The organism is Micromonospora sp. A3M-1-15 (assembly GCF_024213425.1).
Lineage (GTDB): Bacteria > Actinomycetota > Actinomycetes > Mycobacteriales > Micromonosporaceae > Micromonospora > Micromonospora chersina.
Genome location: NZ_JANAVK010000005.1, coordinates 117,173 through 137,674, shown reverse-complemented (window position 1 = coordinate 137,674; position 20,502 = coordinate 117,173). Strand labels below are relative to the sequence as shown.

At 76.0% G+C, this 20,502-nt stretch carries 22 protein-coding genes; 18 read left to right on the top strand and 4 right to left on the bottom strand.

Going from position 1 to position 20,502, the window contains the following annotated elements; all coding sequences use genetic code 11:
• Positions 1-181 precede the first annotated feature (181 nt).
• The 5 genes from NLX85_RS24845 to NLX85_RS24825 all read left to right on the top strand — a co-directional run bounded on the left by NLX85_RS24845 (position 182) and on the right by NLX85_RS24825 (position 5,472).
• Positions 182-2,458 carry an FAD-dependent monooxygenase gene (locus NLX85_RS24845; RefSeq protein WP_256567483.1) on the top strand — a complete coding sequence of 759 codons (2,277 nt, stop codon included), beginning with the start codon at positions 182-184 and terminating at the stop codon, positions 2,456-2,458.
• Entirely contained in the window at positions 2,455-2,775 is a 321-nt protein-coding gene (locus tag NLX85_RS24840; RefSeq protein WP_254339004.1) for a putative quinol monooxygenase, read from the top strand. Before NLX85_RS24845 ends, NLX85_RS24840 begins: the two co-directional genes overlap by 4 nt.
• Entirely contained in the window at positions 2,772-3,998 is a 1,227-nt protein-coding gene (locus NLX85_RS24835; RefSeq protein WP_254339003.1) for a cytochrome P450, read from the top strand. Before NLX85_RS24840 ends, NLX85_RS24835 begins: the two co-directional genes overlap by 4 nt.
• Before the next feature lie 38 nt (positions 3,999-4,036).
• Complete coding sequence (locus NLX85_RS24830; RefSeq protein WP_254339001.1) at positions 4,037-4,702, top strand: TcmI family type II polyketide cyclase; 666 nt, start codon at positions 4,037-4,039, stop codon at positions 4,700-4,702.
• Positions 4,703-4,806: 104 nt separating this feature from the next.
• A complete protein-coding gene (locus tag NLX85_RS24825) occupies positions 4,807-5,472 on the top strand; it encodes a DUF2238 domain-containing protein (protein ID WP_254338999.1) in 666 nt (221 codons plus the stop codon).
• Between the two features lie 9 nt (positions 5,473-5,481).
• Here NLX85_RS24825 and NLX85_RS24820 read toward each other — a convergent pair whose 3' ends face one another.
• Entirely contained in the window at positions 5,482-5,649 is a 168-nt protein-coding gene (locus NLX85_RS24820) for a hypothetical protein (protein ID WP_187399457.1), read from the bottom strand.
• Positions 5,650-5,881: 232 nt separating this feature from the next.
• Between NLX85_RS24820 and NLX85_RS24815 the strand changes: the two genes are divergently transcribed.
• Both NLX85_RS24815 and NLX85_RS24810 read left to right on the top strand, forming a co-directional pair.
• Positions 5,882-6,265 carry a DUF1622 domain-containing protein gene (locus tag NLX85_RS24815; protein WP_254338997.1) on the top strand — a complete coding sequence of 128 codons (384 nt, stop codon included), beginning with the start codon at positions 5,882-5,884 and terminating at the stop codon, positions 6,263-6,265.
• Between the two features lie 31 nt (positions 6,266-6,296).
• A complete protein-coding gene (locus tag NLX85_RS24810) occupies positions 6,297-6,773 on the top strand; it encodes a macro domain-containing protein (protein WP_254338995.1) in 477 nt (158 codons plus the stop codon).
• A gap of 8 nt (positions 6,774-6,781) precedes the next feature.
• On the opposite strand, the gene ygiD is transcribed toward NLX85_RS24810, so the two are convergent.
• Entirely contained in the window at positions 6,782-7,651 is an 870-nt protein-coding gene (ygiD, locus tag NLX85_RS24805) for a 4,5-DOPA dioxygenase extradiol (protein WP_254338993.1), read from the bottom strand.
• A 133-nt stretch (positions 7,652-7,784) separates the two neighbouring features.
• Between ygiD and NLX85_RS24800 the strand changes: the two genes are divergently transcribed.
• The 6 genes from NLX85_RS24800 (at position 7,785) to NLX85_RS24775 (ending at position 13,401) form a co-directional block, all read left to right on the top strand.
• Positions 7,785-9,896 carry a heavy metal translocating P-type ATPase gene (locus NLX85_RS24800; RefSeq protein ID WP_254338991.1) on the top strand — a complete coding sequence of 704 codons (2,112 nt, stop codon included), beginning with the start codon at positions 7,785-7,787 and terminating at the stop codon, positions 9,894-9,896.
• Between the two features lie 97 nt (positions 9,897-9,993).
• Positions 9,994-10,395, top strand: a complete 402-nt coding sequence (locus NLX85_RS24795) for a molybdopterin-binding protein (protein WP_254338990.1) — start codon at positions 9,994-9,996, stop codon at positions 10,393-10,395.
• Entirely contained in the window at positions 10,392-11,171 is a 780-nt protein-coding gene (gene modA, locus NLX85_RS24790) for a molybdate ABC transporter substrate-binding protein (protein ID WP_254338989.1), read from the top strand. Before NLX85_RS24795 ends, modA begins: the two co-directional genes overlap by 4 nt.
• Entirely contained in the window at positions 11,168-11,968 is an 801-nt protein-coding gene (locus NLX85_RS24785) for an ABC transporter permease (RefSeq protein ID WP_254338988.1), read from the top strand. The genes modA and NLX85_RS24785 overlap by 4 nt, the downstream gene beginning before the upstream one ends.
• Entirely contained in the window at positions 11,965-13,026 is a 1,062-nt protein-coding gene (locus NLX85_RS24780; RefSeq protein ID WP_374628353.1) for an ABC transporter ATP-binding protein, read from the top strand. The genes NLX85_RS24785 and NLX85_RS24780 overlap by 4 nt, the downstream gene beginning before the upstream one ends.
• A gap of 96 nt (positions 13,027-13,122) precedes the next feature.
• Positions 13,123-13,401 (top strand): hypothetical protein, encoded by a 279-nt coding sequence (locus NLX85_RS24775; protein ID WP_254338987.1) that lies wholly within the window; start codon positions 13,123-13,125, stop codon positions 13,399-13,401.
• A 51-nt stretch (positions 13,402-13,452) separates the two neighbouring features.
• Here the strand turns inward: NLX85_RS24775 and NLX85_RS24770 are convergent, their stop codons facing one another.
• Positions 13,453-15,201: a sulfatase gene (locus NLX85_RS24770; protein WP_254338986.1), complete on the bottom strand. Its 1,749-nt coding sequence runs from the start codon at positions 15,199-15,201 to the stop codon at positions 13,453-13,455.
• 32 nt (positions 15,202-15,233) lie between these two features.
• Positions 15,234-16,136 (bottom strand): CDP-alcohol phosphatidyltransferase family protein, encoded by a 903-nt coding sequence (locus NLX85_RS24765; RefSeq protein ID WP_254338985.1) that lies wholly within the window; start codon positions 16,134-16,136, stop codon positions 15,234-15,236.
• A gap of 92 nt (positions 16,137-16,228) precedes the next feature.
• On the opposite strand from NLX85_RS24765, the gene NLX85_RS24760 reads away from it, so the two are divergent.
• Genes NLX85_RS24760 through NLX85_RS24740 form a run of 5 tightly spaced genes read left to right on the top strand, consistent with a single transcriptional unit; the run spans position 16,229 to position 20,484 of the window.
• The gene (locus NLX85_RS24760; protein WP_254338983.1) at positions 16,229-17,206 is read left to right on the top strand and encodes a zinc-binding alcohol dehydrogenase; all 978 of its coding nucleotides are present in this window, start codon (positions 16,229-16,231) and stop codon (positions 17,204-17,206) included.
• A gap of 1 nt (position 17,207) precedes the next feature.
• Positions 17,208-17,606, top strand: coding sequence for a 6-carboxytetrahydropterin synthase (locus NLX85_RS24755; protein WP_254338982.1), 399 nt, complete (start codon positions 17,208-17,210; stop codon positions 17,604-17,606).
• Positions 17,607-17,610: 4 nt separating this feature from the next.
• Positions 17,611-18,648, top strand: a complete 1,038-nt coding sequence (locus NLX85_RS24750) for a glycosyltransferase family 4 protein (RefSeq protein ID WP_254338981.1) — start codon at positions 17,611-17,613, stop codon at positions 18,646-18,648.
• On the top strand, positions 18,645-19,454 hold the full coding sequence (locus NLX85_RS24745) for an SAM-dependent methyltransferase (RefSeq protein ID WP_254338980.1): 810 nt from the start codon (positions 18,645-18,647) through the stop codon (positions 19,452-19,454). Before NLX85_RS24750 ends, NLX85_RS24745 begins: the two co-directional genes overlap by 4 nt.
• Before the next feature lie 52 nt (positions 19,455-19,506).
• Positions 19,507-20,484 (top strand): lysylphosphatidylglycerol synthase domain-containing protein, encoded by a 978-nt coding sequence (locus NLX85_RS24740; RefSeq protein ID WP_254338979.1) that lies wholly within the window; start codon positions 19,507-19,509, stop codon positions 20,482-20,484.
• Positions 20,485-20,502: the final 18 nt, after the last annotated feature.

The window sequence follows — 20,502 nt, the reverse complement described above, 5'->3', positions numbered from 1 at the left end:
AGGAAGCTCCGGAGCGGATCGGCCGTCGCGGTGGCGTCAATGGGCGGGGACGTTTCGGGGGTCGCCGGTGACGGCGGGTTGACGCGACCTCCGGCAGGGTCGCAGCGCGACGACGTGGTGGTCCGGGTGGCACCGGCCGCGACAGCTCCACCGTCTCCCGCAGGCCGTCGAAGGGGACCTCATGATCAGGACGATGCTCCGGATGCGCGCGCGTCAGGGCTGCGAGCCCGCCGTGCGGTCAGCGTGGGGCACGATCGCGGGGCGGATCGGCGGGGTGCCCGGCAACCTCCGGCACGAGCTGCTGCTCGACGCCTTGGACCCGCGCGGGTTCGTCGTCGTCACCGAGTGGGCCGACGAGGCGGCGCTGGGCGCGTACCGGGACGGGCCGGTGGCCGCCCGGCTGGCCGAGCTGGTCCGGCCGCTGACCGAGCCCGCCGGCCCGGACGGCTACCCGGTGCTGCGGGAGGACGGGACCGGCGACTCGACGGTCTACGTGGACGTGGAGCTCACCGTGCCGGCGCCCCGGCTCGCCGAGTTCCATCGCGGCTACCCCGAGGTCCGGGCGCGGATGGCCGGGATACCCGGGTACCGGCGCGAGCAGCTGCTGCGCGAACCCGGGTCGGACGTGCACCACATCTTCGCAGAGTGGAACAGCGCGGCGGAGTTCCTCCGCTGGATCGCCGACCCGGCCCACGCCTCCGCGCAGGCCGGGCCGATCGCGCCGTTCCTTCTCGACATCCGGCGCCGCCTGTTCCACGTCGTGCCCGACGGGGGCGGCAGGCGACCCACCACCGGCAGGGAGGCCGACGTGCACAGGGAAACGGACGTACTCGTCGTCGGGGCGGGGCCCGCCGGGCTGACCGCCGCCGTCGAGCTGGCCCGGCGGGGCATCGACTGCCGGGTGATCGACAAGCTGGCCACCCCGGCCGGCCAGGCCGACAAGGCGATCGGCGTGCACTGCCGCACCATGGAGATCTGGGAGGAGCAGGGCGTCGTCCGGGAGGCCATGGACGCCGGCATCTGGCTGACCGGCAACATGGTCTTCGTCAACGGGGTGAAGACCCACCGGATGAGCTGGGAGCTGCCCGGCCTGCCGTACGCGCACCTCGGCCTGCCCCAGTACGAGACGGAGCGCATCCTCACCGCCCGGCTGGCCACCCTCGGGATACGCCCGCAACGCGGCGCGGAGCTGGTCGACTTCACCCAGGACGGCGACGGCGTGACGGCCACCGTCGCCACCGCCGACGGCGGCACCGAGACGGTCCGGGCGCAGTACCTGGTGGGCTGCGACGGCGCGCACAGCCGCGTGCGGGAACTGCTCGGGCTGACCTTCACCGGCGGGCTCGGCCGGTTCCCGCAGCTGTTCATGCTCGGCGACGTCGACGTGGACTGGGACATGCCCGACGGCCACCTGCTGCGGTTCCTGCACGAGACCGACGGCCGGATGGACGGCATGCTGGTCTGCGTACCGCTGCGCGGCGAGCGCCGGTACCGGATCGCCACCCTGGCCCCGCCCCGCTTCTTCGCGCAGACCGGCGGGCAGGACGCGCCGCCCGGGTTCAGCGCGGAGCTGGGCGCGCCCACCCTGGCCGACGTCCAGGCCGCCCTCGACCACCTCGCCCCGCCCGGCACCCGCGCCTCGAACCTGCGCTGGTCGTCGGTGTTCCGGATCAGCCACGGCATCGTGGACCGCTACCGCGACGGCCGGGTGTTCGTGGTCGGCGACGCGGCCCACCTGCACCCGCCGGCCGGCGGCCAGGGCATGAACACCGGGATCCAGGACGCCTGGAACCTGGCCTGGAAGCTGGCCCTGGCGGTACGCGGGATCGCCGCGCCCGGCCTGCTGGACAGCTACGAGACCGAGCGGCGGCCGGAGGGCGAGGAGATCGTCGGCCGCGCGGTGCGGATGGCGTTCACCGACGAACTGGACCGCGAGGACCTGAAGCGGCAGTTCCTCCAGGAGATGTCGATGCTGCTCAGCTACGCGGACAGCCCGCTGGTCGGCGAAACCGTGTCCGACCCGGACGCCCTGCGCGACGCACCCCGCCCCGGCGACCGCGCCCCCGACGTGGACGGGCTGCTCCGGCGCGGCGTCGGCCACCCGCTGCGACTGCGCGACCTGACCCGCGGCACCCGGCACACGCTGCTGCTCTACGCCGACGAGTCGGCCGACGAGGCGGCGCTGCGGGCGATCGCCGAGCTCTGTGCCGACGTGCGCCGGCAGACGGCCGAGGAGGTCGACGCGTACCTGGTGCTCAGCCCGGACGCCGCCGAGCCGGGGCTGCTCGCCCCGCCGGCGGTGCGCGACGCCGACGGCCGGTTCCGCTCCGTGTACGGGGTGACCGGCACCGGGCTGTACCTGATCCGGCCGGACGGGCACGTCGGGTTCCGCAGCCAGCCGGTCGACCCCGACGCGCTGCGCAAGCACCTGCACCTGGTGTTCGGCGGTGCCCGGTGACCCGCGTCCGGACGGTGCTGGCGATGCGGACCCGGGAGGGCTGCCAGGAGCGCTTCGAGGCGGAGTGGCGCACCGCGGCCGAGGAGATCCGCACGCTGGACGGCTGCCTGCACCAGGACCTGGTGCGCGACGCCGACGACCCGCGCAGCTATCTGATCATCAGCGACTGGGCGGACCGCGAGCGGCTGGACGCCTTCGGCCGCAGCGAGCACCGGGACCGGCTGCTGCGCATCATCCGCGAGCTGCGCGAATCCGCGCAGCGGCACACCTACCAGGTGCTGCACAGCGTGGGCGGCGCACCGGAGGAGGACCGATGACCGAGGACGCCGTGCCGGCGGGCGAGCTCTACACCGACGGGTTCGCCGCCGACCCCTACCCGACCTTCGCGCGGCTGCGCACCGACCGGCCGGTGTGCCCGGTCAGCTCCCCGCGCTTCGACTCCTGGCTGATCACCCGCTTCGACGACGCCCGGTCGGCGCTGACCGACCCGCGGCTGTCCAAGGACCTCTACGGCCCCGGGCAGCACTACCTGCGGATCTTCGGCCCGAACTCGGAGGGCCTGAACCGCAACATGCTCAACTCGGACCCGCCCGAGCACACCCGGCTGCGCCGGGTGGTGTCCCAGGCGTTCGCGCCCCGCCGGATCGAGGCGCTGCGGCCCCGGGTGGCGCAGGTCGTCGACCAGCTGATCGACAAGATGCTCCCGCAGGGCCAGGCCGAGCTGATGCACGACTTCGCCATCCCGCTGCCCATGACGGTCATCTGCGAGCTGCTCGGCGTGCCGCCGGCCGACCACGACCGGGTGCTCGACTGGACGCAGGTGATCCGCACCTCCGGCTCGACCCGGCGGCCGCCGCAGGAGGAACGGGCGGCCGTGCAGGAGGCCCAGCTTCGCCTGCACCACTACTTCGCCGACCTGGTCCGCGCCAAGCGCGACGACCCGGCGGACGACATCATCGGGGCGCTCATCGACGCGGTCGACCGCGACGGGACGCTCTCCGAGGCGGAACTGGTGACCACCACGTTCCTGCTGGTGTTCGCCGGGCACCAGACCACCGCGGACTTCCTCGGCAACGCGGTGCTCGCCCTGCTCACCCATCCCGAGCAGCTCGAACTGCTACGCGCCACGCCCCAGCTGCTGCCCGCGGCCATCGAGGAGCTGCTCCGGTTCGACGGCCCGCTGCCGGTGGCCAGCCCGCGGATCGCCACCGAGGACATCGAGTACGAGGGGGTGTGCATCCCGCGCGGCTCCATCGTCGGTGTGGCCATCAACGCGGCGAACCACGACCCCGCCCACTTCGCCGACCCCGACCGGCTGGACCTGCGCCGGGTCCGCGGCCCGCACCTGGGCTTCGGGCACGGCGTTCACTACTGCCTCGGCGTCTCGCTGGCCCGGATGGAGGCGCAGATCGCGCTCGCCGCGCTGCTGCGCCGCCTGCCCGGGCTGCGGCTCGGCGTGCCCCTCGACGAGGTGCGCCGGCTGCCGGCCGCGTCGCCGTTCCGCGGCCTGCTGGAGCTGCCCGTCACCTTCGCCGCCTGAGCCCTCCACCGCCCACTCGAATCCACCAAGGAGCAGCCATGGTCTTCCGAAACGTGATCGTCTGCCACATGGTCCCCGGCAGCGACAAGATCGTCGGGGACGTCTTCGGCCACTACGACCAGGCCACCCGGCCCCAGGACCTCGGGGTCATCGGGCGGATCCTGCTGTCCCACCACGACCTCTACATCCACGTCATCGAGCGCGAGCAGGACCCGAGGATCTCCGGGCAGACCCGGGGGCTGCCCGCGTTCCAGAAGATCGCCGAGGCCATCGGCCCGTACGTGACGCCGTACCCGAGGTACTGGAAGAACCCGTCCGACTCGGTGGCGAAGGAGTTCTACCACTGGGCCCCGGAGGGGGAGCCACCCGCCGACACCACGCTGACCGTGATCGTCGGGCGGATCAAGCCCGGCGCCGAACCGGACGTGGCCCGGGTCTTCGGCGAGTCGGATGCCGGGTCGCTGCCGACCGAACTGGGCGTCACCGGGCGCTGGCTCTACTCCATCGACGACGTCTACGTCCACCTGCTCGAACAGGAGACGTCGGCGGCCGAGGCGACCCGGAACAACCACGACGCCAAGCCGGTCTTCGCCAAGGTGATGCAGGACCTCGCCCCCTACGTCAGCCCGTACCGGCCGGAGGAGTGGCACGGCCCGCAGGACTCGGTGGCCACGGTGTTCTACCGCTGGCAGGCCCAGGACTGAGCCGCGTGGCGGGGGCGTCGGACGGCGCCCCCGCCGCCCGCTTTCGTCGGCCTCTCCGGACGGCGCCGGGCCGCACCGGGTGAGACGTGAACAGGCGGTCGCCGGTGTCCCGAGCACGGAGATTCGTCCCACCGGCGCTGCTGGTCCTGGTCCTCGCCGCCCTCGTGGCCTCCGGCATTCGGCCGTACGACCGGCTGACCTGGTTGCTGGAGACGGTCTGGGTGCTCGTCGGCGTCCCGCTGGTGCTGGTCACCTGGCGCCGGTTCCCGCTGACCACCCTGCTCTGCTGCCTGCTCGCCGCGCACGCGCTGATCCTCGTGGTCGGCGGCCACTACAGCTACGCGCGCACGCCGGTCGGCGACTGGGCGCGGGAGGCGTTCCACCTGTCCCGCAACCCGTACGACCGGCTCGGCCACTTCGCCCAGGGCTTCGTGCCGGCGATCCTGGTCCGCGAGATCCTGGTCCGCCGGTCGCCGCTGCGCGGCAGCCGCTGGCTCGCCCCGCTGGTGGTCTGCGCCTGCCTGGCGTTCAGCGCCCTTTTCGAGATGATCGAGTGGTGGGCGGCGCTGGCCGGCGGGTCGGCGGCCGACGACTTCCTCGCCACCCAGGGCGACGTCTGGGACACCCAGTGGGACATGTTCCTGGCGCTGGTCGGCGCGATCACCTCGCTGGCGCTGCTCAGCCGCCTGCATGACCGCCAGTTGCCGGCCCCCGCGCCGCCCGCCGCCGATGTCCGGGCGGCGCGCGCCGGCCTGTCGTCGCGACCCTGAGCCGGAGGCTCACTCGTCGCCGACGGTCTCCGTCTCGCCGTCGTGCTGGAACCGGGCGGGCAGGTGCTCGTCGGGCTGCGGCGCCTGCGCCAGGTTGTGGTGGGGGTCCCCGTCCGCGGAGTACAGCACGTCGTCGGTCTTCTTGCTCTTCTCCTGGTCCTCTTCCGGCTGCGTCACGTCCGCTCCTCGCCAGGTGCCGTCGGTGACCACCCGCCGGCGGCGGGACGGTCCGGTCCGATTTCCACCCTAGGCGCGGCGGCGTGCCGTGGTGGGCGAACGCCGGCGAGGGCCGCCGTCCGGGCGGCCTCGGGGAAAAGTGGCCCGCCGGCAGCTGCGGTGCGACAGGGTGGTGCTGCGGACGGCCCGCGCGGGGCCGTCGCGGGTGCGGCCGGCGGTACGGGGGTGTCGGGTGCCGACCAAGGAGATCATCCAGCACGTCGGCACGCTCCTGGACCTGGCCGGAGTGGTGGTCATCGCGGTCGGCGTCGCGATCGCCACGGTCGTCTTCGCGCTGCGCTGGTGGCGCACCCGGCAGGTCGTCGACCACTACCGGGAGTACCGGCAGGGGGTGGGGCGGGCCATCCTGCTCGGCCTGGAACTGCTGGTCGCCGGGGACATCATCCGGACCGTGGCGGTGTCGCCCACCTTCACCAGCGTCGGGGTGCTGGCGCTCATCGTGCTGGTCCGGACGTTCCTCAGCGTCTCGCTCCAGGTGGAACTGGACGGCCGCTGGCCGTGGCAGGGCAAGGGGCCGGTCGGCGGCTCCGGCGTGGGGTCCCGACCGGAGCGCTGAGATGTCGTACCGGCCGGGCAGGATCGTGGCCGTGACACCGCTCCGGATCATCAAGGGCGACGCGACCAGCCCGCAGGCCAAGGGCCGCAAGGTGATCGCGCACGTCTGCAACGACCTGGGCGGCTGGGGGAAGGGCTTCGTGCTGGCCGTCTCCCGTCGCTGGCCGGAGCCGGAGCGCGACTACCGCGAGTGGCACCGGCACCGGGCCGGCAACGATTTCGGGCTCGGCGCCATCCGCCTGATGCGGGTCGCGCCGGACGTGTGGGTGGCCAACATGGTCGGCCAGCGCGGGATGCGGCGGGGCAGTGCCGGGCCGCCCATCCGCTACGACGCGGTCGAGCGCTGCCTGTCCGCCCTCGCGGACCGGGTCGACGAGCTCGGCGCGTCGGTGCACATGCCCCGGATCGGCTGCGGCCTGGCCGGCGGCACCTGGGACCGGGTCGAGCCGCTGGTGGTCCGCACGCTCTGCGCCCGGGACATCGCGGTCACCGTCTACGACCGCGACTGAACCGGGCTTCAGATGTTGGCGGAGTCCGCCGGGACCCCGCCGGGCAGCGACGGCGCGCCGCCCGCCGGCTGCTCGCCCCCGCAGCGCAGCCCGAGGGTGTACGCGGTCATCGACAGCGACCCGTACGCGTACCCGTCGACAAGCACGTCGGGGCGGTCCCCGGCGGCGCCGGCCAGCCCGGCCAGGTAGAGCAGCGGGATGAAGTGGTCCGGGGTCGGCACCGCGAGGCCGAAGTCCCGGTGCCCGTCCAGCCGGGCCGCCTCGGTCGGCGCGTCCTGGACCGTCTCCCGGGCGGCGTCGTCGAAGCGGCGCGCCCAGTCGAAGCCCTCGTCGGTCAGCCGCGGGTCGACCCCGCCCAGGTTGTGCACCACGTTGCCGCTGGCCACCACCAGCACGCCGCGCTCGCGCAGCGGGGCCAGCCGGGCGCCGAGGTCGAGGTGGTAGTCGAACGGCTTGAACGCGTTGATGCTGAGCTGCACCACCGGGATGTCGGCCTCGGGGAACGCGTGGGTCAGCACCGACCAGGTGCCGTGGTCGATGCCCCAGGAGTCCACGTCGGCGCCGACCCAGGTGGGGTGCACCACGTCGCTGACCTCCTCGGCCAGCTCCGGCAGCCCGGGCGCCGGGTAGCGCACGTCGAAGAGCTGCTGCGGGAAGCCGTAGAAGTCGTGGATGGTGGGGGGCCGGGGCATCGCGGTGACCGCGGTGGCGCCGATGTACCAGTGCGCGGAGACCACCAGGATGGCGCGCGGCCGGGGCACCGACCGGCCGAACTCCCGCCAGGCGGCGGTGTAGCGGTTGACCTCCAGCGCGTTCATCGGGTTGCCGTGCCCGAAGAACGCCGCCGGCAGCACCGTCCGGGTGTTCTGCTCGCTCATCTCGCTCCCTGGGCCGGCCGTGCACCGAGGCTAACCCGCAGGGCCGCCGCGTGTCCGGGTCACCGGCCGCGCCGGGGCCGCGAGTTGGCAGATACCCCCTAGGGGTATATGGTGGCGGCGGAGGTGGAGTTCGATGCGACAGGAACACGGGCACCACGGCGCGGGCCACGAACCGCACGCGGGACACGACGAGCACGCGGCGCACGACGAGCACGCGGGGCACAACCAGCACGCCGGGCACGACAAGCACGCGGGGCACGACCCCGAGCAGTTCCGCCGGAAGTTCTGGCTGAGCCTCGCATTGACCGTGCCGATCGTGCTGACCAGCCACATGGTCATGGACTGGCTCGGCTACTCGCTGGACTTCCCGGGCGTCCGCTGGGTCGGTCCGGTCCTGGGCACGGTCGTCTTCTTCTACGGCGGCTGGCCGTTCCTGGTCGGCGGCGTCCGCGAGGTGCGCGACCGGGCGCCCGGCATGATGCTGCTGATCTCGATGGCGATCACCGTCGCCTACCTGGCCTCGCTGGCCACCAGCCTCGGCCTGTTCGACCTGGACTTCTGGTGGGAGCTGGCCGCCCTGGTCACCATCATGCTGCTGGGGCACTGGCAGGAGATGAAGGCGATCGGGCAGGCCCAGGGTGCCCTGGCGGCGCTCGCCGCGCTGCTGCCCGACGACGCCGAACGCCTCGACGAGTCCGGCGCCGCGCACCGGGTGCCGGTGGCCGACCTGCGGGTCGGCGACCTGGTGCTGGTCCGCTCCGGCGGCCGGGTACCGGCCGACGGCCGGATCGTCGACGGCGCCGCCGAGCTGGACGAGTCGATGATCACCGGGGAGTCCCGGCCGGTGCCGCGCGCCGTCGGGGACCGGGTGGTCGCCGGCACGGTGGCCACCGATTCGGCCCTGCGGGTGCGCGTCGACGCCGTCGGCGAGGACACCGCGCTCGCCGGCATCGGCCGCCTCGTCGCCCAGGCGCAGTCCTCCGGCGGCCGCGCGCAGGTGCTCGCCGACCGGTTCGCGGCGCTGCTGTTCTACGTGGCGGCCGTCGCCGGCCTGGCCACCTTCGTGGCCTGGCTGGTGCTCGGCAACACCGACCAGGCCGTGATCCGGACCGTGACGGTGCTCGTGATCGCCTGCCCGCACGCCCTCGGGCTGGCCATCCCGCTCGTCGTGGCGCTCTCCACGGCGCTCTCCGCCCGCGCCGGCATCCTCGTGAAGGACCGGCTCGCCCTGGAACGCATGCGCACCGTCGACGCGGTGCTGTTCGACAAGACCGGCACCCTCACCAAGGGGCGGCACACCCTGGCCGGGGTGGCCGCCACGGGCGGGCTCGACGACGACGGCGCGCTGCGCCTGGCCGGCGCGGTCGAGGCGGACAGCGAGCACCCACTCGCCCGGGCACTCGTCACCGCCGCGCAGGATCGGGGCCTGGGGGCGACGGCCCGCGACTTCCGCTCGCTGACCGGCCGGGGCGTACGCGCCACGGTGGACGGCGCCGACTGGGCGGTGGGCGGCCCGGCCCTGCTGCGCGAGCTGGGCGCCGACGTGCCCGCCGAGCTGACCCGGGCGGCGGAGGGCTGGTCCCGGCGGGGCGCCGCGGTGCTGCACCTGGTCCGGCTGCCCGGAGGCGGCCGCCCCGAGGTGGTCGGCGCGTTCGCCCTCGAGGACGAGGTCCGCCCCGAGGCGCGCGCGGCCATCGCCGAACTGCGCGAGCAGGGGGTGAAGAAGATCGTCATGATCACCGGGGACGCCCGGCCGGTCGCCGAGGCGGTCGCCGCGGACCTGGGCTTCCGCCCCGGCGTGGACGAGGTCTTCGCCGAGGTCCTCCCGGCCGACAAGGACAAGGCCGTCACCGAACTCCAGTCCCGCGGCCTGACCGTGGCCATGGTCGGCGACGGGGTCAACGACGCCCCGGCCCTCGCCCGTGCCGACGTGGGCGTGGCCATCGGCGCCGGCACCGACGTGGCGATCGAGTCCGCCGGGGTGGTGCTGGCCAGCTCCGACCCGCGCGGGGTCACCGGCGTCATCCGGCTGTCCCGGGCGTCGTACCGGAAGATGCGGCAGAACCTGGCCTGGGCGGCCGGCTACAACGTGGTGGCCATCCCGCTCGCGGCCGGCGTCCTGGCGTGGGCGGGCGTCGCGCTCAGCCCGGCCGTGGGGGCGGTGCTGATGTCCGCCTCCACCATCGTGGTGGCGCTCAACGCCCAGCTGCTCCGCCGGGTCCGGCTCACCCCGGCGGACGACTGACAGGGCGCACCTACCACCGGCCCGGCCCCTCGCTCCTGGTGGATGCGAGGCGCCGGGCCGCTTCACACCCGCACCTGCGGGCCGCTAGGGTGGCCGCGTGACGGTGTTCCGGATCGGCGAGGCCGCCGAACTGCTCGGGGTCAGCGCGGACACGGTCCGCCGCTGGATCGACGCCGGGCGGCTGCCCGCCACCCGCGACGAGCACGGCCACCGGGTGCTCGACGGGGCCGACCTGGCCGTGTTCGTCCGCGCCCCGGGCCACCCCGAGCTCTCCTCGGCCCGCAACCGGCTGCGCGGCATCGTCACCGCCGTCGTCAAGGACACCGTGATGGCCCAGGTCGACATCCAGGCCGGGCCGTTCCGGATCGTGTCGCTGATGAGCCGCGAGGCCGTCGACGACCTCGACCTCCAGGTCGGCTCGGTCGCCGTCGCCGTGATCAAGTCGACCACCGTCGTGGTCGAGCGCGCGCCCGCCCCGAGGGGAAGGACCAGCCCGTGACCGTACGGCGGATCCGCGCCGCCCTGGCCGGGGTGACCGCGCTGGCCCTGTCCCTCACCGGCTGCGGCGCCGGCGACGAGTCGACCGCCGGCACGGGCGGCACGGTGACCGTGTTCGCCGCCGCCTCGCTCACCGAGACCTTCACGAAGCTCGGCCGGGACTTCGAGGCCGCCCACCCCGGCACCCGGGTCGTCCTCAACTTCGCCGGCAGCTCGGCGCTCGCCACCCAGATCACCCAGGGCGCGCCCGCCGACGTGTTCGCGGCCGCCTCGCCGGCCACCATGAAGACCGTCACCGACGCGGGTGACGCCGCCGGGGCGCCGGCCGTCCTGGTGCGCAACCAGCTCGTCATCGCCGTACCCGAGGGCAACCCGGACCGGGTCGGTGGCCTGCCCGACCTGGCCCGCCCCGGCGTGAAGGTGGCGCTGTGCGCCGAGCAGGTGCCCTGCGGCGCGGCGGCGCGAACCGCCCTCGACGCGGCCGGCGTTCAGCTCACCCCGGCCACCCTGGAACAGGACGTCAAGGGCGCCCTCGCGAAGGTGAAGCTCGGCGAGGTCGACGCGGCGCTGGTCTACCGCACCGACGTGCGCGCCGCCGCCGGGCTGGCCGCCGTCGAGTTCCCCGAGTCCGCCCGGGCGGTCAACGACTACCCGATCGTGGTGCTGAAGCACGCCGGCAACCCGGACGGGGCGCGGGCCTTCGTCGACCACGTCCGCTCCGACGCCGGCCTGGCCGTGCTCACCGCCGCCGGGTTCCAGGCCCCGCCGAGCCGGTGACCCGACCCGTACGCCGCCGGCAGCGGGTGCCGCTGGCCCTGCTGCTCCCCGCCGGTCTCGGGCTGCTCTTCCTCGTCCTGCCGCTGGCCGGGCTGCTGGTCCGGGCGCCCTGGACCACGCTGCCCCGGCGGCTGGCCCAGCCCGGCGTGCTCACCGCGCTGCGGCTGTCCCTGGAGACCGCCACGGCCGCCACGCTGCTCTGCGTCGCGCTCGGCGTACCCCTGGCCTGGCTCCTGGCCCGGGTCGAGTTCCCCGGCCGGCGGCTGGTTCGCGCGCTGGTCACCGTGCCGCTCGTGCTGCCGCCGGTGGTCGGCGGGGTGGCGCTGCTGCTGGTCTTCGGCCGGCGTGGCCTGCTCGGGTCCTGGCTGGACGCCACCTTCGGGGTGACCCTGCCGTTCACGACCGCCGGGGTGGTGCTGGCCGAGGCGTTCGTCGCCATGCCCTTCCTGGTCATCGCCGTCGAGGGCGCGCTGCGCGGCGCCGACGCCCGCTACGAGGAGGCGGCGGCCACGCTCGGCGCCGGCCGCTGGGCCACCTTCACCCGGGTCACCCTGCCGCTGGTCGCCCCCGGGGTGGCCGCCGGCGCGGTGCTCTGCTGGGCCCGCGCGCTCGGCGAGTTCGGCGCCACCATCACCTTCGCCGGCAACTATCCGGGGCGGACGCAGACCATGCCGCTCGCCGTCTACCTGGCGCTGGAGACCGACGTGCAGGCCGCCATCGTGCTCAGCCTCATCCTGCTCACCGTCTCCGTGGCCATCCTGGCCGGGCTGCGCGACCGCTGGGTCGGTGTGACGTGACCGCCCCGCCCCTGCTCGACGCGCACCTGGTCGCCGACCGAGGCGCCTTCCACCTCGACGTGCGGCTGCGCATCGAGGCCGGGGAGGTGGTGGCGCTGCTCGGCCCGAACGGGGCCGGCAAGACCACCGCGCTGCGGGCCCTCGCCGGGCTGCACCCGCTCAGCGCCGGGCACCTGATGCTCGGCGGCGTCGACCTCGACCGTCCCGACCGGCGGGTGTGGACCCCGCCCGAGCGGCGCCCGGTCGGCGTGGTGTTCCAGGACTACCTGCTCTTCCCGCACCTCAGCGCGCTGGACAACGTGGCGTTCGGGCCGCGCCGCCGGGGCGCCGACCGGCGGGCCGCCCGGGCCCGGGCCCAGGGCTGGCTGGACCGGGTGGGCCTGGGCGGGCAGGCCCGGCACCGGCCGCGCCAGCTCTCCGGCGGGCAGGCCCAGCGGGTCGCGCTGGCCCGCGCGCTCGCCGTCGAGCCCACCCTGCTGCTGCTCGACGAGCCGCTCGCCGCGCTCGACGCCCGGACCCGGCTCGACACCCGCGCCGAACTCCAGCGGCACCTCGGCGCGCACCCCGGCGCCACCCTGCTGGTCACCCACGACCCCCTGGACGCCCTGGTGCTCGCCGACCGGCTGGTCATCGTCGAGCAGGGGCGGGTGGTCCAGGAGGGCGACGCGGCGACCGTCACGGCCCGGCCCCGCACCGACTACGTGGCCCGGCTGGTCGGGCTCAACCTGCACCGCGGGCACGCCGACGGGCACGCCGTCACCGTCGGCGGGCTCACCCTCACCACGGCGGACACCGTACGCGGGGAGGCGTTCGTCGCGTTCCCGCCGGCCGCCGTCGCGCTGCACCCCAGCCGCCCGGACGGCAGCCCGCGCAACGTCTGGGCGGCCACCGTGACCGGGGTGCAGCGGCACGGCGACAACCTGCGGGTCCAGCTCGCCGGTCCGGTCGCCGTGGCCGCCGACGTCACCCCCGCCGCGGCGGCCCACCTCGGGCTGCGCCCCGGCCAGGAGGTCTGGGCGGCGGTCAAGGCCGCGGAGACCCGGGCGTACCCGGCGTGACGCACGCCGCTGGTCGGTCCACCGTCACCGGTGGGAGGTTTGATCCGGGCCCTCGCGGTCACTGAACACGGGAGCCACCACGAAGGGGGGAACGGGGTGCCCGAGACGACACGATTCCGGTCCAGTCAGGACGCCGTGCTGCCGGACGACGTCACCGATCCGCTGCTGTGGCGGGCCGCGTACGACGTGGCCGCCGCCCACCAGCCCGACGCCACGGGACGCTGTCCCAGCCTGCTCTGCGCCCGGGCGAGCGCGCCGTGCGAGCCGATGGTCACCGCGCGGCGGGCCATGCGGCTGGCGCGGGGCGGCGCGCGGCGCGCCGGGTTCCGGGAGAGCACCGGCCGGACGGCCCGCGACCGGCGCCGGGCGGCCTGAGCCCGTCGGGGACGCGGCAGGCGTGCCGCGTCCCCGGGACGGTCGGTCCGGTCAGTGGGCGGGGGAGAATGCGGCGAGGAAGCGGTCCCGGAAGGTGTCCATCCGCCACACCGGGGCGGTCGGGCCGGGGCGCAGACCGTCCTGCCAGCCCCAGCCGGCGACCCGGTCCAGCACGGCCGGGTCCTTCGCCACGATGGTGATCGGCACGTCCCGGCCGGCGCCCTCGCCGGTCACCGTCGCGTTCGGCTGGTGGTCGCCCAGGAAGACCAGCACCAGGTCGTCACCGCCGTAGGTCAGCACGTACGACACCAGGGTGCCGAGGCTGTACTCGATGGAGTGCCGGTAGTCGTCGCGGACCTGGGCGGTGTCCCGCTGCACCACGTCCCGGCTGCCGCCGGTGCTGGTGGACGCCGTGTGGAAGACGCTGCCGTCGCCCACCGCGTCCCAGGGCACCGGCTTCGGGATCGCCGACCAGGGGGAGTGGCTGGACACCAGCGGGATCTCCGCCATCAGCGGGGCGTGCGGCCGGTCCCGCTCCCGGCGCTGGAAGGTGGCCAGGGTGTACTGGTCGGGCATCGGCGCGTAGCTGAACTTCGGCCCCTGGTAGGCGAGCTTCTCCGCGTCGTAGTAGCGGTCGTAGCCGAAGAACTTCCCCTCCGGCCAGGGTTGGGTGGCGGCGGGCAGCACCCCGACGGTCTGCCAGCCGGCCCGGTGGAACGCGCCGTTCAGGGTGAGCCGGTCGCCGGCCAGCAGGTCCCGGTGGCGCTGGTCGTTGTCGATCCACAGGCCGGAGAGCAGGGTGGCGTGGGCCAGCCAGCTGCCGCCGCCGAAGGTGGGCGAGGTGAGGAAGCCGCTACGGGCGTCGTAGCCGGCCGCGCGCAGCCGCCGGTAGCCGTCGTCGAGCACCGCGTTCACGCCCGGAGCGAGCGCGGGGTCCTCCACGGCGTCCCGCCCGTAGCTCTCCACGAACGCGACGAGCACGTCCTTGCCGCGCAGCCCGGTCAGCAGCCGGTCGCCCGGCACGTCCCGGTACGCGTCGGCCGTCATCTCCCCGGCGAACGCGGCGCGGTCGCGCAGGCCGGCCCGGACCTGGCCGACGTGCGCCGCGACCAGGTCGGTCGCCGACCGGTCGGCGACCGGCGGGCCGGCGGCCAGGCGTACCCCGAACAGGGCGCAGCCCAGCCAGAGCACGGCCAGCGCGGCGACCACCCGGACCGCGCCGGTGCGGTGCCGCGCCAGCAGCCGGGCCAGCCGCCGCACGGCGAGCGCCAGGAGCACGGGCAGACCGGCCACGAGCAGCACCACCCCGACCGCCGCCGCGACCGCGCCGGCCCGGCCGGTCGAGTCGGTCAGGTAGCCGAAGCCGTCGTCGAACAGTCCCCAGTCGAGCAGCACGTCGAACGGCCGGTCCCGGGCCACCCGGAAGCCCGTGTCCAGCAGCTTGACCACGGTCAGCAGGCCCAGCACCAGGCCGAGCGCCACGGCGGCCGGCCGGCGGGCGCGGGCCGGCAGGACGAGCAGCAGCGCCGCCGCGACCAGGGCCTCCACCGGGATCCGCAGCACGGCGCCGGGCCCGACCTCGGCCAGCCGGTCCGGCGCGACAAGCGCCGCCACCACCAGCAGCGCGGCCAGCCCGGTCAGGACCGCGCCGGCCGCCCGACGGGCACGCGAGGCGGTCCGCGCCCGGTCGGCGGCGCCCGCGTCGGACATCGGCGCGTCGCCCGGTGGCGTGGACGCCCCGGTGTCCGGGGTGGGGGTGGCCGGCCCGGCCGGCCGGCGGAGACGGATGCGCAGTGACACGGCGACGTCCTTCGGCGAGGGGAGGAAGGGGGTCAGGCCGGCTGGTGGGCGACGATCCGGACGGCGACCGGCAGCGGAAGCGCGGTCGATCCGACGCCCAGCGCGGGCAGGGCGGTCGCGGAGGGTCCGGCGACCGGGGCGGGGAGCGCGGCCGCGGCGAGGCGGAGGTCCAGCGCGGGCAGGGCGGGCGCGGCGGTGGGTGCGGCCACCGGGACGACCTCGACGGCGGGGACGGGCCGGGCCGCCGGGGCGGCCGGGCGGTGCCGCCACAGCCAGGCCACGTCGCGGCCGAACGACTCGACCAGCAGCGCGAGCGCACCCGCGACCAGCGCCGCGGTCGCCGCCGGCGGCAGCAGACCGCTCGCGGCCATCGCGAGCACCACGCCCTGCGCCGCCGCCACCACCTTGCGCCAGTACCGGGGCGGCAGCGTGCCGCGCATCCAGGGCAGCGGCCAGGCCGCCGCCACGAAGGCGTACCGCATTCCGCCGATGACCAGCACCCAGCCGCCGACCGACGGGGCCAGGTGGACGCTGAGCACCAGGAGCAGGAACGAGTCGACCTCCATGTCGAAGCGGGCGCCCAGGGCGCTCACCGTGCCGGTGCGCCGGGCCACCCGACCGTCCACCGCGTCCAGCGCCAGCGCCAGCGCGGTGAGCGGGACCAGGACGGCCACGGGCGCCGGCCCGCCGCCGACGACCAGGGCGAGCACCCCGCCGACCAGCAGCGCCCGGGCCAGCGTCACCCGGTCGGCGGGACCCAGCCGGTCCGCGCCGGCCGCCCGCAGGCCGCGCCGGAGCAGCCCGCAGAGCACCCCGGCGTACGCCAGGCCGGCGAGCCAGCCCGCCACGCCGACGCCCACCGTGCCGGCGAGCCCGGCCAGCAGGACGAACTGCACGATCAACCCGACCAACGGGCCATTTCGAACCGTGGACACCCTGCCTCCGTGTCTATGATCGACAACCCTGCCAGTCATCACGGGAAATTCGGCCGTCCGGTTCGGTCCGGATGCGGAAAAGAGGAGAATTCGTGACCGGTGAGGCTCGCGCCTTCTGGCTCCGCGCCCCCGGCGAGGGTGAGCTCCGCCCGGTCGCGCTCGCCCCGCCCGGCCCCGGTGAGGTGCTGGTCCGCGCCCGCTACTCGGGCGTCAGCCGGGGCACCGAGACCCTGGTCTTCACCGGTCGGGTCCCCGCCGACCAGCACGCCACGATGCGCGCCCCGTTCCAGGAGGGCGACTTCCCGGCCCCGGTGAAGTACGGCTACCTGAGCGTCGGCACCGTCGAGGAGGGGCCGGCGGAGCTGCGCGGGCGTACCGTCTTCTGCCTGCACCCGCACCAGACCGCGTACGTGGTGCCGGCCGACGCCGTGGTGGTCGTACCCGACGGGGTGCCGGCGGCCCGCGCGGTGCTGGCCGGGACCGTGGAGACCGCGGTGAACGCGCTCTGGGACGCCGCGCCGCTGGTCGGCGACCGGGTCACCGTGGTCGGCGGCGGCATGGTCGGGTGCTGCGTGGCCGCCGTGCTGGCCCGCTTCCCCGGGGTGCGCGTCGAGCTGGTCGACGCGGACCCGGCCCGGGCCGGGGTGGCCGCGGCGCTCGGCGTCGATTTCGCGCTGCCCGCCGACGCGGCCGGCGACCGGGACCTCGTGGTGCACGCCAGCGCCACCGCCGAGGGGCTGCAACGCGCCCTGGAGCTGCTCCGCCCGGAGCGCACGGTGCTGGAGCTGAGCTGGTACGGCGACCGCCCGGTCACCCTCGCCCTGGGCGGGTCGTTCCACTCGAAGCGGCTCGGCATCCGCAGCAGCCAGGTCGGCACGGTGTCGCCCCGGCGCGCCGACCGCAGCTATGCCGACCGGCTGGCGGTGGCCCTGGACCTGCTCGCCGACCCGGCGTTCGACGCGCTGATCACCGGCCGGTCCCGCTTCGCCGACCTGCCCGACGTGCTGGACCGGCTCGCCTCGGGCCGGCTCCCCGCGCTCTGCCAGCTCATCACCTACGACGAGGAGTGACATGTTCAGCGTCACCGTCCGGGACCACATGATGGTCGCCCACAGCTTCCGCGGCGAGGTGTTCGGCCCGGCCCAGCGGCTGCACGGCGCGACCTTCGTCGTCGACGCCACCTTCCGCCGGCCGGAGCTGGACGCCGACGGGATCGTCGTCGACATCGGGCTGGCCACCGAGCAGCTCAAGGCCGTGCTCGGCGCGCTCACCTACCGCAACCTGGACGACGAGCCGGACTTCGCCGGGGTGAACACCACCACCGAGGTGCTGGCCCGGACGGTGGCCGACCGGCTGGCCGAGGCGGTGCAGGCCGGACGGCTCGGCGCGGGGGCGCGGGGCCTGGCCGGGATCACGGTCACCCTGCACGAGTCGCACGTCGCCTGGGCGAGCTACGAGCGGTCGCTGTGACCGGATGACCGTCGTGCACGTGGTGCTGCCGGGCCACATCGACGACCCGGCGAGCCCCAGCGGCGGCAACGGATACGACCGCCGGGCCTGCCAGGGGCTGGCCGCGCTCGGCTGGACCGTGCGGGAGCACCCGGTGCCGGGCGGCTGGCCGCACCCGGGCGCGGCGGACCGGGCCGCGCTGGCCGGCGTGCTCGCCGCGCTGCCCGACGGCGCGGCCGTGCTGCTCGACGGGCTGGTCGCCTCGACCGTGCCGGAGGTGCTGGCCCCGCACGCCCGGCGGCTGCGCCTCGTGGTGCTGGTGCACCTGCCGCTGGAGGACGACGTCGAGGCCCGGGCGCTGGCCGCCGCGACCGCCGTGGTGACCACCAGCGAGTGGACCCGCCGCCGGCTGCTCGACCGCTACCCGCTCGCCGCCGGCCGGGTGACGGTCGCCCCGCCCGGGGTGGACCCGGCGCCGGTCACGCCCGGCTCGCCGGCGGGCGACCGGCTGCTCTGCGTCGCGGCGGTCACCCCGCTCAAGGGGCACGACGTGCTCGCCGCCGCCCTGCACCGGGTCGCCGACCTGCCCTGGGCCTGCGACTGGGTCGGCCCGCTCACCCGCGACCCCGGCTTCGTGGCGCGGCTGCGCCGGCAACTGGCCGACACCGGTCTCGCCGACCGGGTCCGGCTGGCCGGCCCACGGACCGGGGACGACCTGGCGGCCGCGTACGCGGCCGCCGACCTGCTGGTGCTGCCCTCCCGCCGGGAGACCTACGGGATGGTGGTCACCGAGGCGCTCGCGCGGGGCGTACCGGTGCTGGCCAGCGACACCGGCGGCCTGCCCGGGACGCTCGGGCGCAGCCCGGACGGCGAGCGGCCCGGCCTGCTGGTGCCACCGGCCGACCCGGCCGCGCTGGCCGGCGCGCTGCGCCGCTGGCTCACCGAGCCGGGCCTGCGGGACCGGCTGCGCCGCGCCGCCCGGCAGCGGCGGGACACCCTCACCGGCTGGCCGGTCACCGCGCACCGGCTGGCGGCAGCCCTCAAGGAGGCCACGGCGGCATGAGCACTCTGCTACCCCCCGACTTCGCGGACTGGCTGCGGCTGCGGGAGCCGGCCGACGCGGCCGCCCGCTCCGCCGAGCTGCTCGACGCGGTCCGCCGCCGGCTGCCCGCCGACCGGCCGCTGGTCGTGCACGACCTGGGCAGCGGCACCGGGTCGATGGCGCGGTGGCTCGCCCCGCGGCTGCCCGGCCCGCAGCGCTGGGTGCTGCACGAGCGGGACGCCGACCTGCGCGCCCGGGCCGCCGCCGAGCCGGTCGTGGCCGCCGACGGCAGCCCGGTCACCGTGCTGGTCCGGGGTTCCGACATCACCCGGCTGGGCGCCGCCGACCTGTCCGACGCCCACCTGGTCACCGCCTCGGCGCTGCTGGACATGCTCACCGCCGAGGAGGTCGAGCGGACGGTGGCGGCCTGCGCCGGCCACCCCACCCTCTTCGCGATCACCGTGCTGGGCCGGGTGCGGTTCACCCCCGCCGACCCGCTCGACGCCGAGTTCGAGGCCGCGTTCAACGCCCACCAGCGGCGCACCGACGCCGGGCGCGCCCTGCTCGGCCCGGACGCCGCGGACGCCACCGTGGCGGCCTTCCGCCGCCGGGGCGTCGAGGTGCGGACCCGGCCCAGCCCGTGGCGCCTCGGCCCGGAGCAGGCCGCGCTGACCGCGGCGTGGCTGGTCGGCTGGCTCGACGCGGCCGTCGAGGAGCGGCCGGAGCTGGCCGGGGTGGTCGACGCGTACCGGGAGCGGCGGCTCGCCGAGGCGGCCGACGGCCGGCTGCGGGTGGTCCTGCACCACGCCGACCTGCTCGCCGGGTGAACCGCAGCGGCCGGCGGTACGTGACAAGGGATGGACCGAGGGAGGAGCGCTCTTGTCACACGCCGCCGTCGCCGGGCCCGTCCCGGCCGCCGCGCCCGCACCGTCCCGGTCGTTCTGGGCCTGGGCCCGTCCGCTGGCCGGGTTCGCCGTGCTCGGCGTGCTGGTCTGGTCGGTGGGCACCGGCCCGTTCCTGGCCGGGCTGCGGCTGATCGACGCGCCGGCGCTCGCCGCCGCGCTCGGCATCGGCGCGGTCACCACCGTCTGCTGCGCCTGGCGCTGGTCGCTGGTCGCCGGCGGCCTGGGCGTACGGCTGCCGCTGCGGGCCGCCGTCGCGCACTGCTACCGGGCGGTCTTCCTCAACTCCACCCTGCCCGGCGGGGTGCTCGGGGACGTGCACCGGGCGGTCCGGCACGGCCGGGACGCCGGGGACGTGGCCCGGGGCGTCCGCGCCGTGGTGTGGGAGCGCACCGCCGGCCAGGTGGTCCAGCTGGTCATCGCGGTGGCCGTGCTGGCGGCGCTGCCGTCCCCGGTCCGGCCGTACCTGCCGGCGGTGGCCGCCGGGCTGGCCGCCGCCGCGCTGGCGCTGGCGCTGGCCGCCCGCGCCGTGCCCCGCTCCGGGGCGTCCCGCTGGGCGCGGGCGGCCCGCACGGCCGTCGCCGACGTCCGGGCCGGACTGCTCGCCCGGCGCACCTGGCTCGGGGTCGTGGCGGCCTCGGCCGTGGTGGTCGCCGGGCACCTGGCCACCTTCGTGGTGGCGGCGCGCACCGCGGGCGCCGACGCGCCGCTGTCCCGCCTCGTGCCGCTGACCCTGCTGGCCCTGCTCGCCATGGGCCTGCCGACCAATGTTGGCGGGTTCGGCCCGCGCGAGGGGGTGGCGGGATGGGCCTTCGCCGCGGCCGGCCTGACCGCCGCGCAGGGCGTCGCCACCGGCACGGTCTACGGGGCGCTGGTCCTGGTGGCCAGCCTGCCGGGCGCCGCGGTGCTGCTGGTCCGCCGGCGTACGACCGCGGAGCCCGGCGACTGTCGGTGATCCCGCCTACGGTGAGGG